This window comes from Streptomyces sp. NPDC041122 (assembly GCF_055592445.1).
This window is the reverse complement of record NZ_JBVIYQ010000003.1, coordinates 715,595-730,349: the sequence shown is the minus strand read 5'-3', so window position 1 is coordinate 730,349 and position 14,755 is coordinate 715,595. Positions and strand designations below refer to the sequence as shown.

Below are 14,755 nucleotides of genomic sequence, written 5' to 3'. Positions count from 1 at the left end.
GACCGTCCTAGAGGGCGCAATGTTGCCGGATGCCGTTTTGGCGCCGGAAATCAAGGTCTCTCGCAGAACTACGGGATGCGATGTCTGTCAGGATAGATGGGGAAATGTCGGGCGGGGTTCCGGGCAGTGAGGTGCGCCACCGCGACAGCCGACTCCGCCGGCTGCTGCGTGGCCCGCGGCCGGAGGCGGTGCCGAACCTCGTCGCCAGAGCCTGCACCCTCGTCGGCCTGCTGAACGTCGCGGCAGGTGTCTTCCCCCGCTTCCGGCACAGCCGCATGCACGCCATCGCCGAGGTGCTGCCCGGCGCGCTCGGTCCGTTCGCGGCCGCACTCGCGCTCAGCTCCGGCATCCTGCTGCTCCTCCTCGCGCACGGTCTGCGGCGGCACAAGCGGCGGGCCTGGCGGGCCGCCGTGGTGCTGCTGCCCGCGGGTGCCGTGGCCCAGTTCGCGTACCGCCACTCGATCATCGGCGTGGTGATCTCGCTCGCGCTGTTCGCGCTCGTGCTGCGCCATCGGAGTGAGTTCACCGCCCTGCCCGATCCGCGCAGCCGCTGGCGGGCTCTGGCCAACTTCGTCCTCCTCGGAGCCGGTTCGATCATGCTGGGCCTGGTGATCGTCAGCGTCCACCCGGGGAAGGTCATCGGCGACCCGAGCATCACGGACCGCCTGGAGCACGTCCTGTACGGCCTCTTCGGCTTCGAGGGGCCGGTCGACTACTACGGACGCACGTCCTGGACCGTCGGTTTCTCCCTCGGCGCCCTCGGCATGCTGACCGCCCTCACCACCATCTACCTGGCCTTCCGCCCCGAGCACCCGGCGGCGCGCCTCACCGAGGACGACGAGAGCAGGCTGCGCGCCCTCCTGGAGCGGCACGGCGGCCGGGACTCGCTCGGCCACTTCGCGCTCCGCCGCGACAAGGGCGTCGTCTTCTCCCCCAGCGGCAAGGCCGCCGTCACCTACCGCGTGGTCTCCGGGGTGATGCTGGCCAGTGGCGACCCGATCGGCGACGTCGAGGCCTGGCCGGGCGCCATCGAGCGCTTCATGGACGAGGCGAAGGCGCACTCCTGGACGCCCGCCGTCATGGGCTGCTCCGAGACCGGCGGCGAGGTCTGGACCCGCGAGACGGGTCTGGACGCCCTGGAGCTCGGCGACGAGGCGGTGGTGGACGTCGCGGATTTCTCCCTTTCCGGGCGTGCGATGCGCAACGTGCGCCAGATGGTCAAGCGAATCGAGCGCAATGGCTACGAGACGCGCGTACGGCGCATCCGTGACCTCGGCGAGCAGGAGCTCGCCAGGATCCAGCGCGCGGCCGACGACTGGCGCGGCACCGACACCGAGCGCGGCTTCTCCATGGCCCTCGGCCGGATCGGCGACCCGGGCGACGGCGACTGCCTGATCGCCACCGCCCACAAGGCCGACGAGCAGCCCGGCCCGTACGGCGACCTCAAGGCCGTCCTGCACTTCGTCCCCTGGGGCAAGGACGGCGTCTCCCTCGACCTCATGCGCCGCGACCGCGCGGCCGACCCGGGCATGAACGAACTGCTCATCGTCGCCGCGCTGCAGGCGGCCCCGAAGCTCGGCATCGCGCGCGTCTCGCTCAACTTCGCGATGTTCCGCGCGGCCCTCGCCCGCGGCGAGAAGATCGGCGCGGGCCCGGTCCTGCGGGCCTGGCGCGGGCTGCTCGTCTTCCTCTCGCGCTGGTTCCAGATCGAGTCCCTGTACAAGTTCAACGCGAAGTTCCGCCCCCGCTGGGAGCCCCGCTTCGTCGTCTACCGCTCCAGCAAGGACCTGCCCCGCATCGGCTTCGCCGCCATGCAGGCCGAGGGCTTCGTGACGCTCGCGCTCCCCCGCCTCCTGCGCCGGCGGCCCCCGCAGCAGCGCCCCTGCCCGCACCGCGCGGCGGAACGGGAGGTCCAGGCGGCGTAGCTCCGCCGGCCACGGGACCTGGCCCTGCCCGACCATTCCCTTCCGCTTCGCGGCTCTCCGGGCGACGAAGGGAATGGTCGGACAGGGCCTAGGCTGGAGCTATGAGTACGTTGCGCGGGCGGGGATCGGTCCTGGGACTGCCGGAGTGGGACCGCTGCGCGGTCATGGGCGTGGTGAACGTGACGCCGGACTCCTTCTCCGACGGCGGGCGCTGGTTCGACACGACGGCCGCGGTCAAGCACGGCATCGACCTGGTGGCGCAGGGCGCCGACCTCGTCGACGTCGGCGGCGAGTCCACCCGGCCCGGCGCCACCCGCGTGGACGAGGACGAGGAGCTCAAGCGGGTCGTCCCCGTGGTGCGGGGCTTGGCCGCGGAGGGCGTCACGGTCTCCGTGGACACGATGCGCGCCACCGTCGCCGAGCAGGCGCTCGCGGCGGGCGCCGTCCTCGTCAACGACGTCAGCGGCGGCCTCGCCGACCCGCGCATGGTGCCCGCGGTCGCCGCAGCGGGCGCCCCCTTCGTCGTCATGCACTGGCGGGGCTTCCTCACCGACCTGCATGCCCGTCCGCACTACGAGGACGTCGTCCGCGAAGTCGTCGACGAGCTGCACGCGCGCGTGGCGGCCGCCATCGAGGGCGGCATCGCCCCCGAGCGCGTCGTCGTCGACCCGGGCCTCGGCTTCTCCAAGGAGGCCGAGCACGACCTGGCGCTCCTCGCCCGCCTCGACCGGCTGCACGACCTGGGCCACCCGATCCTGGTGGCCGCCTCCCGCAAGCGGTTCCTCGGCCGGGTCCTCGCGGGCCCCGAGGGCGCGCCGCCGCCCGCCCGCGAGCGCGACGCCGCCACCGCCGCGGTCTCCGCCATCGCCGCCCACCAGGGCGCCTGGGCGGTCCGCGTGCACGAGGTGCGGGCGACGGCGGACGCGGTCCGCGTGGCCCGCGCCGTCACGGGCGCGGCGGGCGGCGACCGGTGACCGCCGCCAAGACCGACGTCGAGCAGGTCGAGCTCGCCAACACCGCCTTCTACGAAGCGCTGGAGCGCGGCGACTTCGACGCGGTCTCCGACCTGTGGCTTGACTCCGACTCGGACACCGACGGCGTGGCCTCGACCTCCGAGACCGCGGACGACCACGTCCTCGCCGACTCGGTGGACGGCAGCACCGCGGAGACGACGTCCGGGGACACCGTCTCCTGCATCCACCCCGGCTGGCCCGTCCTCAGGGGCCGCGGCGAGGTCCTCAGGTCGTACGCGCTGATCATGGCGAACACCGAGTACATCCAGTTCTTCCTGACCGACCTCAAGGTCGGCGTGGCCGGCGACACCGCCCTGGTGACGTGCACCGAGAACATTCTCAGCGGCGGCCCGCCCCCGGAGGCCGGCGGTGAGCTCGGCCCGCTCGTGGGCCAGCTCGTGGTCGCCACCAACGTGTTCCGGCGCACACCCGACGGCTGGAAACTGTGGTCGCACCACGCGTCACCCGTCCTGGCCGAAACTGACGACGAAGAGGACGACGAGACACCCTCCTGAGTGGGTAAGCGACGGGAAGTGGTTGGGATCACAGGCCGCCGGGTATGGGCGGCTACCAGCCATGAGCCGCGGCCGGAACGCGGCTCGGCCGGCCTGTGCCAGGGCGGTCCGCGGGCCCCGCGGGCAAACGCTGTCGGTGCTCGCAGGTAGATTCGATCGAGGCTGGTGTGCCGACCGCACTCGGTGCAGGCCTGCCGATACCGACGATTGCAGGAGTGATTCGCGTGGATCGTGTCGCGCTGCGCGGCCTCAAGGCCCGCGGGCACCACGGTGTCTATCCGCGGGAGCGCGAAGAGGGCCAGACCTTCATCGTGGACCTGGTGCTTGGTCTGGACACGCGAGCGGCCGCGGCCGACGACGACCTGGCGAAGACCGTGCACTACGGGGTCGTGGCCGAGGAGGTCGTGGCCGTCGTCGAAGGCGAACCCGTCGACCTCATCGAGACGCTCTCCGAGCGCATCGCCCAGGCGTGTCTCAAGCACGACGGCGTCCTGGAGGTCGAGGTGTGCGTCCACAAGCCGGACGCCCCGATCACCGTGCCGTTCGACGACGTGACCGTCACCATCACCCGGAGCCGAGTATGACTGCGCCCTTCAAAGCGGGTCAGAGCGACCCCACCGTCCAGCCGGTGCCCACCTCCGTGGTCGCGCAGGTGGACGCGGCCGACAGCACCCTGTCCAACCCCAAGCGCGCCGTGATCGCCCTCGGCAGCAATCTCGGCAACCGCCTGGAGACGCTGCAGGGCGCCGTCGACGCCCTGGAGGACACCCCCGGCCTGCGGGTCAAGGCGATCTCGCCGGTCTACGAGACCGCGCCGTGGGGCGTCGACCCCGACAGCCAGCCCGCGTACTTCAACGCGGTCGTCGTGGTGAAGACGACCCTTCCGCCGGCCTCGCTCCTGGAGCGCGCGCACGCGGTCGAGGAGGCCTTCCACCGGGTGCGCGACGAGCGCTGGGGGCCGCGCACGATCGACGTGGACATCGTGGCGTACGCCGACGTCGTCTCCGACGACCCGGTGCTCACGCTGCCCCACCCGCGCGCGCACGAGCGGGCCTTCGTCCTCGCCCCCTGGCACGACGTGGAGCCCGAGGCGCAGCTGCCCGGCCGCGGCCCGGTCGCGGGGCTCCTGGAGTCGGTCACCCGCGAGGGCGTCGCCGCCCGCGGCGACCTGGAACTCAGGCTGCCGGAGTAGTCGTTGGAGAAGGCGGTCGAGGTAAGCAAGCCGATGAAGGGTCACCCGTGAAGCAACTGCGCATCAGGACGCTGGCCGGCCTCTTCCTCGCGGCCGGCGTGCTGTGCTGGTCGGGCGCCCGGCTGTGGGACTCCTTCGGCACGCTGCCGCGCGTGCCGCTGGCCGCGCCCATCGTGCTCGCGGTCATCGCCGTCGTCCTGCTCGCGACGGCCCTGTCGCTCCGTACCCGCCTGCGGGCCCAGCGGGAGCGCCGGCCCGGCGCGAAGGGCGTCGAGCCGATGATGGCCGCCCGGGCCGTCGTCCTCGCCCAGGCGAGCGCCCTCGTCGCCGCGCCCGTCGCCGGGATGTACGGGGGCACGGGCGCGTTCCTGCTGGAGTTCCTCGACATGCCGGGCCGCCGCGACCAGGCGGTGTACGCGGGGCTCTCGGTCCTGATGGGCGTCGCGGTGATAGCGGTCGCCCTCTTCATGGAGCGGGTCTGCCGGCTCCCCGAGGACGACGACGAGGACGGCGGGACGGCGGCCCCGGCGGCGTAGCCACGCCAGGACCCCCGGGACCCGCCCGTCCGCCCCGCGGCGGCCGCTACAGCAGCGTCCCGCCCTCCACCTGCGTCTCACCCAGGATCCGGTCCAGGCGCGCGAGGACCTCGGCGTCGAGCGTCACGTGCGCCGCCGCGAGGTTCTCCTCGATGTGCTTCGGTGTACGGCTGCCGGGGATCGGCACCACGTTCGGGTCCTGGTGCAGCAGCCAGGCCAGCGCCAGCTGGGCCGGGGTGATGTCCAGCTCATCGGCGACGCCCCGCACGGGCGCGAAGCGGTCGTTGTTCGCCTTCAGGTTCGCCGCGTCGAAGCGCGGCGCGTTCTGCCGGAAGTCGCCCTCCGCCACCTGCCCGACCGTGCCGGTCAGGAACCCGGCGCCCAGCGGCGACCACGGCACGAGCCCGACGCCCAGCTCCCGGGCCGCCGCGAGCATCTCCGGGTCGGCCGGCTTCCACATCGACCACTCGATCTGGACGGCCGCCACGGGGTGCACGGCGTGCGCGGCGCGCAGCTGGTCGGCCGTCACGTTGGAGAGCCCCAGATGCCGCACGAGGCCCGCCTCGATCAGCTCGGCGACCGCGCCGACGGTCTCCTCGAAGGGCACCTGCGGGTCCGGGAAGTGCGGGTAGTAGAGGTCGATGTAATCGGTCTGCAGACCGCGCAGGCTCGCCTCGGCGTAGCCGCGTACGTGCCGGGGGTCGCCGTTGACCGCCAGCTCCCCGAAGGCGTATCCGATCGGGAAGGGGTGCGGCTCCACGCCTTCGGGAAGCCGGAAACCGAACTTGGTGGCGATCGCGACCTGCTCGCGGCGTCCCTTCAGGGCCTTGCCGATGAGCTGCTCATTGTGGCCGTCGGCGCCGTAGCCGTCGGAGGTGTCGATGATTCTGGCGCCCGCGTCGACCGCCGCGAGGAGGGCGCGTTCGCCGCGCTCGTCGTCGACCTCGCCGTAGACACCCGGAGAGAGCACCATCGCGCCGTAGCCGAGGGCGGAGACCTCCAGGCCGCCGAGGTTGCGGGTGGGAAGGGAGCGACTGCGTGTATTCGTCATGCACGCAGTCTTTCGGCCATCCCCATGGTGCGTCCATCGCTTTCCGCCACCAACCCCGGTCTACTGAGAGGGAGTTGGGGGCAAAAAGACCGGAACTGATCCCTCCGCGCTCAGCGGGCCATGATCAGGCTCATCGCCTCGTTGCGCGTCGCGGGGTCCCGCAGCTGTCCGCGCACCGCGGAGGTGATGGTCTTCGCACCGGGCTTGCGGATGCCGCGCATCGACATGCACATGTGCTCGCACTCCACGACGACGATGACGCCGCGCGGCTCCAGTATCTGCATCAGCGAGTCCGCGATCTGGGTCGTCATGCGCTCCTGCACCTGCGGGCGGCGCGCGTAGACGTCCACGAGCCGGGCCAGCTTCGACAGGCCGGTGATCTTGCCGGAGGTGGCCGGGATGTAGCCGACGTGCGCGACGCCCCGGAACGGCACCAGGTGGTGCTCGCAGCACGAGGTGACCTCGATGTCCTTCACCAGGACCATCTCGTCGTGCCCGATGTCGAACGTCGTCGTCAGCACGTCCTCCGGCTGCTGCCACAGCCCGGCGAATATCTCCCGGTACGCGCGCGCCACCCGCCCCGGAGTCTCGCGCAGCCCCTCGCGGTCGGGGTCCTCCCCTACGGCGATCAGCAGCTCACGCACGGCGTTCTCGGCCCGCTTCTCGTCGAACTCACCGATCGAGCCCTCGCCGTCGAGCGTCACGGGGTCGGTCATCTGTGCCTCGTTCCTGTGCGTTCCCGTGCCTGCCTGCGCGGGTGTGAGCGTGCCGGGTGCGGGCGTACGAAACAAGCCGCGCCCCCCAGGCTAGAACCAGGGGGGCGCGGCATCCATTCCGGGCCTGCTGAGGCAGGCGGGTCAGCTCTCGGGGCGGTCCTCCGGGGCCACCTCGATGGGCTGCTCCGTACCCGCGGTGACCGCGGGGGTGGCGCCGTTCGCACCGTTCGTCAGCGACAGCTCCTTGGGGGAGAGCACCGGCGGGCGGGTCGAGGGCGTGCGCCGCGAGGAACCGGTCCACGCCGGGCGGGCCGGGCGCTTCACGATCGGGGCGAAGACCTCGGCGATCTGCTCCTTGCCGAGGGTCTCCTTCTCCAGGAGCTGAAGGACCAGGTTGTCGAGGACGTCCCGGTTCTCCACGAGGATTTCCCACGCCTCGTTGTGCGCGGTCTCGATGAGCTTCTTGACCTCCTCGTCGACCAGCGCCGCGACCTCTTCCGAGTAGTCCCGCTGGTGCGCCATCTCGCGCCCGAGGAACGGCTCGGTGTTGTCGCCGCCGAACTTGATCGCGCCGAGACGCTCGGTCATGCCGTACTGCGTGACCATCGCGCGAGCGGTGGCCGTGGCCTTCTCGATGTCGTTCGCCGCGCCCGTCGTCGGGTCGTGGAAGACGAGCTCCTCCGCCGCGCGCCCGCCCAGCATGTAGGCGAGCTGGTCGAGCATTTCGTTGCGCGTGGTGGAGTACTTGTCCTCTTCGGGCAGGACCATGGTGTACCCCAGGGCCCGGCCCCTGGACAGGATCGTGATCTTGTGGACCGGGTCCGAGTTCGGCGAGGCCGCCGCGACCAGGGCGTGTCCGCCCTCGTGGTACGCGGTGATCTTCTTCTCCTTGTCGGACATGATCCGGGTCCGCTTCTGCGGGCCCGCCACGACACGGTCGATCGCCTCGTCCAGCATGGAGTTGTCGATCAGCTTCTTGTCGCTGCGCGCGGTGAGCAGCGCGGCCTCGTTGAGGACGTTGCTCAGGTCGGCGCCGGTGAAGCCCGGCGTGCGCCGCGCGACCGCGGAGAGGTCGACGTCCGGGGCGACCGGCTTGCCCTTCTGGTGAACCTTGAGGATCTCCAGACGGCCCTGCATGTCCGGGCGGTCGACGGCGATCTGCCGGTCGAAGCGGCCGGGGCGCAGCAGCGCCGGGTCGAGGATGTCGGGCCGGTTCGTGGCGGCGATCAGGATGACGCCGCCCTTCACGTCGAAGCCGTCCATCTCGACGAGCAGCTGGTTGAGCGTCTGCTCGCGCTCGTCGTGACCGCCGCCGAGGCCGGCGCCGCGGTGGCGGCCGACCGCGTCGATCTCGTCGACGAAGACGATCGCCGGGGCGTTCGCCTTGGCCTGCTCGAAGAGGTCACGCACACGGGAGGCACCGACACCGACGAACATCTCGACGAAGTCGGAACCGGAGATCGAGTAGAACGGGACCCCGGCCTCACCGGCGACGGCGCGCGCGAGGAGCGTCTTGCCGGTGCCGGGCGGGCCGTAGAGGAGCACGCCCTTGGGGATCTTGGCGCCGACGGCCTGGAACTTCGCCGGCTCCTGGAGGAACTCCTTGATCTCGTGGAGCTCCTCGACGGCCTCGTCGGACCCCGCCACGTCGGAGAAGGTCGTCTTCGGGGTGTCCTTGGTGATGAGCTTGGCCTTGGACTTCCCGAAGTTCATGACCCGGGAGCCGCCGCCCTGCATCTGGTTCATCAGGAACAGGAAGATGACGACGATGAGGACGAAGGGGAGCAGGGAGAGCAGGATGCCGACGAAGGGGTTCTGCTTCGACGGCGAGACGGTGTAACCGTCCTTGATCTTCTTGTCCTCGAACTTGGCCTGCAAGGTCTTGGCGAGGTCGACGCCCTGGTCGCCGATGTAGCTCGCCTGGATCTTGCTGCTGCCCTTGACCTTCTGGCCATCGATGAGCTCGGCCTTGATGATCTGGTCGTCACCGGTGGTGAGCTTTGCGGACTCGACCTTGTTGTCGTTGATCGCCTGGACGACCTGGCCGGTGTCCACCGTCTTGTAGCCGCCGGACGAGCCGACGACCTGCATCAACACGACCACGGCAAGGACGGCCAGCACGATCCACATGACTGGCCCACGGAAGTATCGCTTCACGTCCATCCATACGGAGCGATGACGCCCCGTCCCTCCTGCCATAGTGAGTTTGATAAAGACTGTTCTTCGGACGGTACCTCAGCATTGTGACCCGAAGCCGCCCGGGACTGCTGGCAATCCCGCCTTCGCATGCTTCAACGGAGGGAAACGGGTGAGGGTTCCCCGGAGTACCGCCCGCGGTGCTACGGACCGTCAGCCGCCGTAGACGTGCGGGGCGAGCGTCCCGACGAACGGGAGGTTGCGGTACTTCTCCGCGAAGTCGAGGCCGTATCCCACGACGAACTCGTTCGGGATGTCGAAGCCGATCCACTTCACGTCGATCGCGACCTTCGCCGCCTCGGGCTTGCGCAGCAGCGTGCACACCTCCAGGGAGGCGGGCTCGCGCGAGCCGAGGTTCGACAGGAGCCAGGACAGCGTCAGACCGGAGTCGATGATGTCCTCGACGATCAGGACGTGCTTCCCCTTGATGTCGGTGTCCAGGTCCTTGAGGATCCGCACGACGCCGGACGACTGGGTGCCCGCGCCGTACGACGACACGGCCATCCAGTCCATCGTGACCGGGGTGGACAGCGCGCGCGCCAGGTCCGCCATGACCATCACCGCGCCCTTGAGGACGCCGACGATCAGCAGGTCCTTGCCCGCGTACTCCGCGTCGATCTTCGCGGCCAGCTCGGCCAGCTTCGCGTCGATCTCTTCCTTGGTGATGAGCACCGACTGAAGGTCGCTGCCCATGTCTTTCGCGTCCACCCGCATCACTTTCGGTCGTCCCACCGGCCGACTCGGCCCGCAGCGCACACGGGCCTCTCGTCAGCCTTGCCGGATCACCAGTCTGCCACCCTGCCGCTGAGCCACGACTTTGCCCGGGAGATTGATGGCCCCCTGGCCGCGCCAGCCGGTGATCAGACGGTCGACCTCTTCGATGTGCCGGGCGAACAGCGAGCCCGCGGGAGCCCCGGCGTCGATGGCCGCGCGACGCACGATGCGGCGCCGCACGGCGGGGGGCAGGGCGTAGAGCTTGGCGCACTCCAGGAGGCCGGTCGCGTCGCGCACGGTCGTCTCGGCCTGGGCGGCCCACGCGTCGAGGGCGTCGGCATCGTCCCGGGAGAGCTGGGCCGTGCGGGCGAGCGCCTCGACGACGCCCTTGCCGAGCGCCTTCTCCAGGGCGGGCAGGCCCTCGTGGCGCAGCCGGGAGCGGGTGTACGCGGGGTCGGCGTTGTGCGGGTCGTCCCAGACGGGCAGCGACTGGACCATGCACGCCTTGCGGGCGGTCTGCCGGTCGATGTGCAGGAAGGGGCGGCGGTAGCGGCCGGCCGTCCCCGAGGTCTCGGCCATCCCGGACAGCGAGCGGATGCCGGAGCCCCGGGCGAGGCCGAGCAGCACGGTCTCCGCCTGGTCGTCGCGGGTGTGTCCGAGCAGCACCGCGGCGGCTGAATGCCGTTCGGCGGCAGCATCCAGGGCGGCGTAGCGGGCGTCGCGGGCGGCGGCTTCGGGGCCGCCGTCACGGCCGACGCGCACGGCGACGGACTCGACCGGGGCCAGCCCGAGCGCGGTGAGGCGCACGACGACCTCGGCGGCGCGCAGTTCGGAACCGGGCTGCAGGCCGTGGTCCACCGTGACGCCGCCGGCGCGGATGCCGAGCTTGGGGGCCTCGAAGGCGAGCGCGGAGGCGAGCGCCATGGAGTCGGCGCCGCCGGAGCAGGCGACGAGCACGAGCGGCGTCGGGGCCTGCTCGCGCGCGCGGGGCGGGGGGTCGTTCTCGGTGCTGCGCTGTACGTCTGTCAGTACGTCGTGGAGTACGCGGCGGACCGCCAGGCGTATCGCCGCGACCGCAGGATGGGGACCCATGTCCGGTTCCCTTCATGAAGTTCGGGGGTGAGCCTCGGACCAGTCACTCAGGACGCACTCGGGGTGTCCGGGCCCGCTGGGGGTCCTTCTTTCCCTCGAGTCCGGTCACTCAGAGTGTGTCGATGGTGACAGAGCCGAGCCGTTCCCCGAGCATTGCACGCCTACCCATCGCCCACGGTCCCTCGGACGGGTGATTGCGGAGGCGTTCTCCTGCCATCGGCCGCATCCGGCCTCTCAGTCTCCCTTACGGTGCACCCGCGCGACCCAGTCCGCCGGTTTGGCGATCTCCGCCTTCGTGGGCAGGGTGTTCGGCGAGGTCCACACGCGGTTGAAGCCGTCCATGCCGACCTCGTCGACGACCGCGCGCACGAAGCGCTCGCCGTCGCGGTACTGGCGCAGCTTGGCGTCGAGGCCGAGGAGCTTGCGCAGGGCCTGGTCGAGGCGGCTCGCGCCGCGGGCCCGGCGCTCCTTGAACTTCTCGCGGATCTCGCCCACGGAGGGCACCACGGACGGGCCCACGCCGTCCATCACGTAGTCCGCGTGGCCCTCCAGGAGGGACATCACGGCGGTGAGGCGGGCGAGGATCTCCCGCTGGGCGGGGCTCTGGACGAGCTCGACGAGGGAGCGGCCGCCGTCGTCGGACGCGGTGTCGTCCTGCTCGCCGCGGCCGTTGCCGAACGACTGGGCGGCCTCCCTGATGCGCTCCAGGAACGTCATCGGGTCGACCTCGGTCTCGCCGAGGAACGACTGGATCTCGCCCTCGAGGTGGTCGCGCAGCCAGGGGACGGCGGTGAACTGGGTGCGGTGCGTCTCCTCGTGGAGGCAGACCCAGAGGCGGAAGTCGTGCGGGTCGACGTCCAGCTCGCGCTCGACGTGCACGATGTTCGGCGCGACCAGGAGGAGCCTGCCGCCGCCGTTCGCCGCGGCGGGGAGGTCGCGGGTGGGCGGGGCGAAGGTCTCGTACTGGCCGAGGACGCGGGAGGCGAGGAAGGACAGGAGCATGCCCAGTTCCACGCCGGTGACCTTGCCGCCGACCGCGCCGAGGACGGCGCCGCCCGCGCCGCTGCCCCGCTTGTCCTGCATCTTGTCGAGGAGGGGCTTGAGGATCTCCCGGAAACCGGCGACGTTCGCCCGGATCCAGCCGGCCCGGTCGACCACCAGGACCGGGGTGTCGTGGGTGTCCTCCGAACCCATCCGCGTGAAGGAACGGACGTGTTCCTCCGAGGACTTGGCGTGCCGACGGAGCTCGGCGACGACGGCACGCGCCTCGTCCCGGCTCACCTCTGGGCCCGGCCGCACGAGTCGGGTCGCGGTCGCCACCGCGAGGTTCCAGTCGACCATCTCCGCACCACCGATGCTCGTCATGCGTCAACGGTACGTGCTCGCTCCCTCTCGTGGAGGGGCTTGCACCCCCGGATTGGGCCCGGGGCGGGCCCCTAGGGGGTGGGGGGGCCGGTTGGAGGCGAGGTGCGGGTGCTCCGTGGCTCCGGGGCTGGGTGCGCGGTTCCTCGCGCCCCTTGGGTGGGCTGCGGTTGTGTTTCGTGTGCGGGTGCCTCGTGGCTTGGCGCGCAGTTCCCCGCGCCCCTTGGGTGGGCTGCGGTTGTGTTTCGTGTGCTTGGTGCTCGGTGGCTTGGCGCGCCGTTTCTCGTGCCCCTGGGGGCGCCTTCGGTCCTGTCGTCGTTAGCGGCAGCCGCAGTTGGCCACTGTTGAGGCCATGTGGTCCAGGGCCTTCTGGGCCGACAGGGGGTCCGTCGTGCCTGTCGTCATGAACGCGAAGACCAGCAGGCGGCCGTCCGCGTCGACCACCGTGCCGGCCAGGCTGTTCACGCCCGTCAGCGTGCCCGTCTTGGCGCGGACGACGCCGGTGCCCGGTGAGTCCTGGGGGTAGCGGTCGACGAGCGTGCCGGTGAAGCCCGCCACCGGCAGGCCCGTCACCACGGAGCGCAGGCCGGGGTGGGCCGGGTCGGCGGCGCGCTCCAGGAGCGCCGCGAGCAGCTCCGCCGGGACGCGGTCGGCGCGGTCCAGACCGCTGCCGTCGGCGAACGTCGTGCCGGAGAGGGGCAGGTCCAGCTTCTCCAGGCGGGCGCGGATCGCGCGGCCCGCGCCGTCGAAGCTCGCCGGTTCCTTGGCGGCGAGCGCGGCCTGGCGGGCCAGCGCCTCCGCGATGTCGTTGTCGCTGTGCGTCAGCATCCGCTCGACCAGGGCGGAGAGCGGCGGCGATTCGACCGTGCCGAGGGACTCCGCGCGGTCCGAGGCCTTCGAGGCGCCGGGGTCTTTCTCGATCTTGATGCCGCGGTCCTTCAGGAAGCCCGCGAACTTCTTCGCCGCGTCGCCCGCCGGGTCACCCGCGCGCGGGGCGGGCCCGCTGGAGGAGTCGTCGAGCCGGCCCTCGTCCGCCATCAGGGCGCTGACCAGGGTGAGGTTCTCGTTGGGGCCGATCGGGTGCTGCTCGGGCCCGGAGTACAGGGAGGTGTCGTAACGGAGCTTCACCTCGTCGATGCGGCGGCTCTTCAGGGAGCGTGCCGTGTCCTCCGCGAGGGTGCGCAGGCTCGCCGCGGTGTCGGTGTAGCGGCCGTCCTTGCGGGCGGTCAGCGTGGGGTCGCCGCCACCGACCAGGACGACCTCGGGTGCCTTGGCGGAGCCGGGTTCGAGCACCGCTCTGGTGGTGATGCGGTGGTCGGGGCCCGCCGCGGACAGCGCCGCGACCGCCGTGGCGATCTTCGTGGTCGACGCGGGCGTCAGCGCGTCGCCCGCGCCCTTGCCGTAGACCCGCTTGCCCGAGGCCGCGTCCAGTACGACGGCCGACCGCTGCGGGCCGAGCGCCGGGTCCTTCAGGAGCGGTTCCAGGACGTCCGCGAGGGCGCGGTCGGTCGGCGCGGGCGCCACCCCCGCGGGCGCGCCGAGCCCGGCGAGCACGGAGGGGGCGCTCGGGGCGGTCTCGGGGAGGCCGCCGGGCCCGCGACCGGCGTGATCTGTACCACCCCCGGCCTCCTGGGAAGCGGCCCGGACCCGCTCCGCCGTACGCTGACCGGAGGAGTCCCAGGGGCCGGCCGCGGCCACCGCCCCGGCCGCGATGATCAGACCGAAGGCGGCGGAACCCGCCGTGAGCTGCAGCGTCGTGAGTTTCTTGGGGAAGCCGGCGAGCTTGGCGGCGACCGGCTCGGACAGCTGTCTCAGCATCTGTCGAGGCCGCTGCCACGGCTTGAGCTCCGGCACGACGACCAGCCCCTTTCGCGATCACACATCTGCGTGAGGGACACTTAATCACCCGAAGTATGTGCTGATCATGGAGGAGCCACCCGTGGAGTTCGACGTCACCATCGAGATTCCGAAGGGTTCGCGGAACAAGTACGAGGTGGACCACGAGACCGGCCGGATCCGTCTGGACCGTCGCCTCTTCACGTCGACCAGCTACCCCGCGGACTACGGCTTCGTCGAGAACACCCTCGGCGAGGACGGTGACCCGCTGGACGCCCTGGTCATCCTGGACGAGCCGACCTTCCCGGGCTGCCTCATCAAGTGCCGCGCGATCGGCATGTTCCGCATGACCGACGAGGCGGGCGGCGACGACAAGCTGCTCTGCGTCCCGGCCTCGGACCCCCGCGTGGAGCACCTGCGGGACATCCACCACGTCTCCGAGTTCGACCGCCTGGAGATCCAGCACTTCTTCGAGGTCTACAAGGACCTGGAGCCCGGCAAGTCCGTCGAGGGCGCCGACTGGGTCGGCCGTACGGACGCCGAGGCCGAGATCGAGCGTTCCTACAAGCGTTTCAAGGACGAGGGCGGCCACTGAGCCACCCCGCCC

The 14,755-nt window shown here is 71.3% G+C and carries 14 protein-coding genes; 7 read left to right on the top strand and 7 right to left on the bottom strand.

The genetic code is table 11. From position 1 onward, the window contains the following. Positions 1–104: 104 nt before the first annotated feature. The 6 genes from ACZ6B8_RS15710 to ACZ6B8_RS15685 all read left to right on the top strand — a co-directional run bounded on the left by ACZ6B8_RS15710 (position 105) and on the right by ACZ6B8_RS15685 (position 5,181). Complete coding sequence (locus ACZ6B8_RS15710; protein WP_471087509.1) at positions 105–1,925, top strand: phosphatidylglycerol lysyltransferase domain-containing protein; 1,821 nt, start codon at positions 105–107, stop codon at positions 1,923–1,925. 101 nt (positions 1,926–2,026) lie between these two features. After that, positions 2,027–2,899, top strand: a complete 873-nt coding sequence (gene folP / locus ACZ6B8_RS15705) for a dihydropteroate synthase (protein WP_471087506.1) — start codon at positions 2,027–2,029, stop codon at positions 2,897–2,899. Then, the gene (locus ACZ6B8_RS15700) at positions 2,896–3,453 is read left to right on the top strand and encodes a nuclear transport factor 2 family protein (protein ID WP_471087504.1); all 558 of its coding nucleotides are present in this window, start codon (positions 2,896–2,898) and stop codon (positions 3,451–3,453) included. Before folP ends, ACZ6B8_RS15700 begins: the two co-directional genes overlap by 4 nt. 224 nt (positions 3,454–3,677) lie before the next feature. Continuing rightward, on the top strand, positions 3,678–4,037 hold the full coding sequence (folB, locus tag ACZ6B8_RS15695; protein WP_150217102.1) for a dihydroneopterin aldolase: 360 nt from the start codon (positions 3,678–3,680) through the stop codon (positions 4,035–4,037). Continuing rightward, a complete protein-coding gene (gene folK, locus ACZ6B8_RS15690) occupies positions 4,034–4,645 on the top strand; it encodes a 2-amino-4-hydroxy-6-hydroxymethyldihydropteridine diphosphokinase (protein ID WP_471087501.1) in 612 nt (203 codons plus the stop codon). Before folB ends, folK begins: the two co-directional genes overlap by 4 nt. A 47-nt stretch (positions 4,646–4,692) precedes the next feature. Beyond that, a complete protein-coding gene (locus tag ACZ6B8_RS15685) occupies positions 4,693–5,181 on the top strand; it encodes a DUF3180 domain-containing protein (protein ID WP_471087497.1) in 489 nt (162 codons plus the stop codon). Positions 5,182–5,227: 46 nt separating this feature from the next. Here ACZ6B8_RS15685 and ACZ6B8_RS15680 read toward each other — a convergent pair whose 3' ends face one another. From ACZ6B8_RS15680 to dacB, 7 genes are all read right to left on the bottom strand, one after another. Continuing rightward, on the bottom strand, positions 5,228–6,232 hold the full coding sequence (locus ACZ6B8_RS15680; protein ID WP_471607530.1) for an aldo/keto reductase: 1,005 nt from the start codon (positions 6,230–6,232) through the stop codon (positions 5,228–5,230). A gap of 110 nt (positions 6,233–6,342) precedes the next feature. Beyond that, a complete protein-coding gene (gene folE / locus ACZ6B8_RS15675; RefSeq protein ID WP_471087491.1) occupies positions 6,343–6,948 on the bottom strand; it encodes a GTP cyclohydrolase I FolE in 606 nt (201 codons plus the stop codon). Between the two features lie 141 nt (positions 6,949–7,089). After that, on the bottom strand, positions 7,090–9,111 hold the full coding sequence (gene ftsH / locus ACZ6B8_RS15670; protein ID WP_471087488.1) for an ATP-dependent zinc metalloprotease FtsH: 2,022 nt from the start codon (positions 9,109–9,111) through the stop codon (positions 7,090–7,092). 186 nt (positions 9,112–9,297) lie between these two features. Then, positions 9,298–9,858 carry a hypoxanthine phosphoribosyltransferase gene (hpt, locus tag ACZ6B8_RS15665; protein WP_471087700.1) on the bottom strand — a complete coding sequence of 187 codons (561 nt, stop codon included), beginning with the start codon at positions 9,856–9,858 and terminating at the stop codon, positions 9,298–9,300. 54 nt (positions 9,859–9,912) lie between these two features. Beyond that, entirely contained in the window at positions 9,913–10,950 is a 1,038-nt protein-coding gene (gene tilS, locus ACZ6B8_RS15660; protein WP_471087485.1) for a tRNA lysidine(34) synthetase TilS, read from the bottom strand. A gap of 234 nt (positions 10,951–11,184) precedes the next feature. Further along, on the bottom strand, positions 11,185–12,315 hold the full coding sequence (locus tag ACZ6B8_RS15655; RefSeq protein WP_471087482.1) for a zinc-dependent metalloprotease: 1,131 nt from the start codon (positions 12,313–12,315) through the stop codon (positions 11,185–11,187). Positions 12,316–12,630: 315 nt separating this feature from the next. Next, on the bottom strand, positions 12,631–14,130 hold the full coding sequence (gene dacB, locus ACZ6B8_RS15650) for a D-alanyl-D-alanine carboxypeptidase/D-alanyl-D-alanine endopeptidase (RefSeq protein ID WP_471087479.1): 1,500 nt from the start codon (positions 14,128–14,130) through the stop codon (positions 12,631–12,633). A gap of 121 nt (positions 14,131–14,251) precedes the next feature. Between dacB and ACZ6B8_RS15645 the strand changes: the two genes are divergently transcribed. Next, entirely contained in the window at positions 14,252–14,743 is a 492-nt protein-coding gene (locus ACZ6B8_RS15645; RefSeq protein ID WP_055568469.1) for an inorganic diphosphatase, read from the top strand. Positions 14,744–14,755 lie beyond the last annotated feature (12 nt).

Coding starts and splice junctions, on each gene's coding strand:
- ACZ6B8_RS15680 (WP_471607530.1), bottom strand. CDS start 6,232: ATGACGAATACACGCAGTCGCTCCCTTCCCACCCGCAACCTCGGCGGC.
- hpt (WP_471087700.1), bottom strand. CDS start 9,858: ATGCGGGTGGACGCGAAAGACATGGGCAGCGACCTTCAGTCGGTGCTC.
- dacB (WP_471087479.1), bottom strand. CDS start 14,130: ATGCTGAGACAGCTGTCCGAGCCGGTCGCCGCCAAGCTCGCCGGCTTC.
- folP (WP_471087506.1), top strand. CDS start 2,027: ATGAGTACGTTGCGCGGGCGGGGATCGGTCCTGGGACTGCCGGAGTGG.
- ftsH (WP_471087488.1), bottom strand. CDS start 9,111: ATGGACGTGAAGCGATACTTCCGTGGGCCAGTCATGTGGATCGTGCTG.
- ACZ6B8_RS15655 (WP_471087482.1), bottom strand. CDS start 12,315: ATGACGAGCATCGGTGGTGCGGAGATGGTCGACTGGAACCTCGCGGTG.
- ACZ6B8_RS15710 (WP_471087509.1), top strand. CDS start 105: ATGTCGGGCGGGGTTCCGGGCAGTGAGGTGCGCCACCGCGACAGCCGA.
- folE (WP_471087491.1), bottom strand. CDS start 6,948: ATGACCGACCCCGTGACGCTCGACGGCGAGGGCTCGATCGGTGAGTTC.
- tilS (WP_471087485.1), bottom strand. CDS start 10,950: ATGGGTCCCCATCCTGCGGTCGCGGCGATACGCCTGGCGGTCCGCCGC.
- folK (WP_471087501.1), top strand. CDS start 4,034: ATGACTGCGCCCTTCAAAGCGGGTCAGAGCGACCCCACCGTCCAGCCG.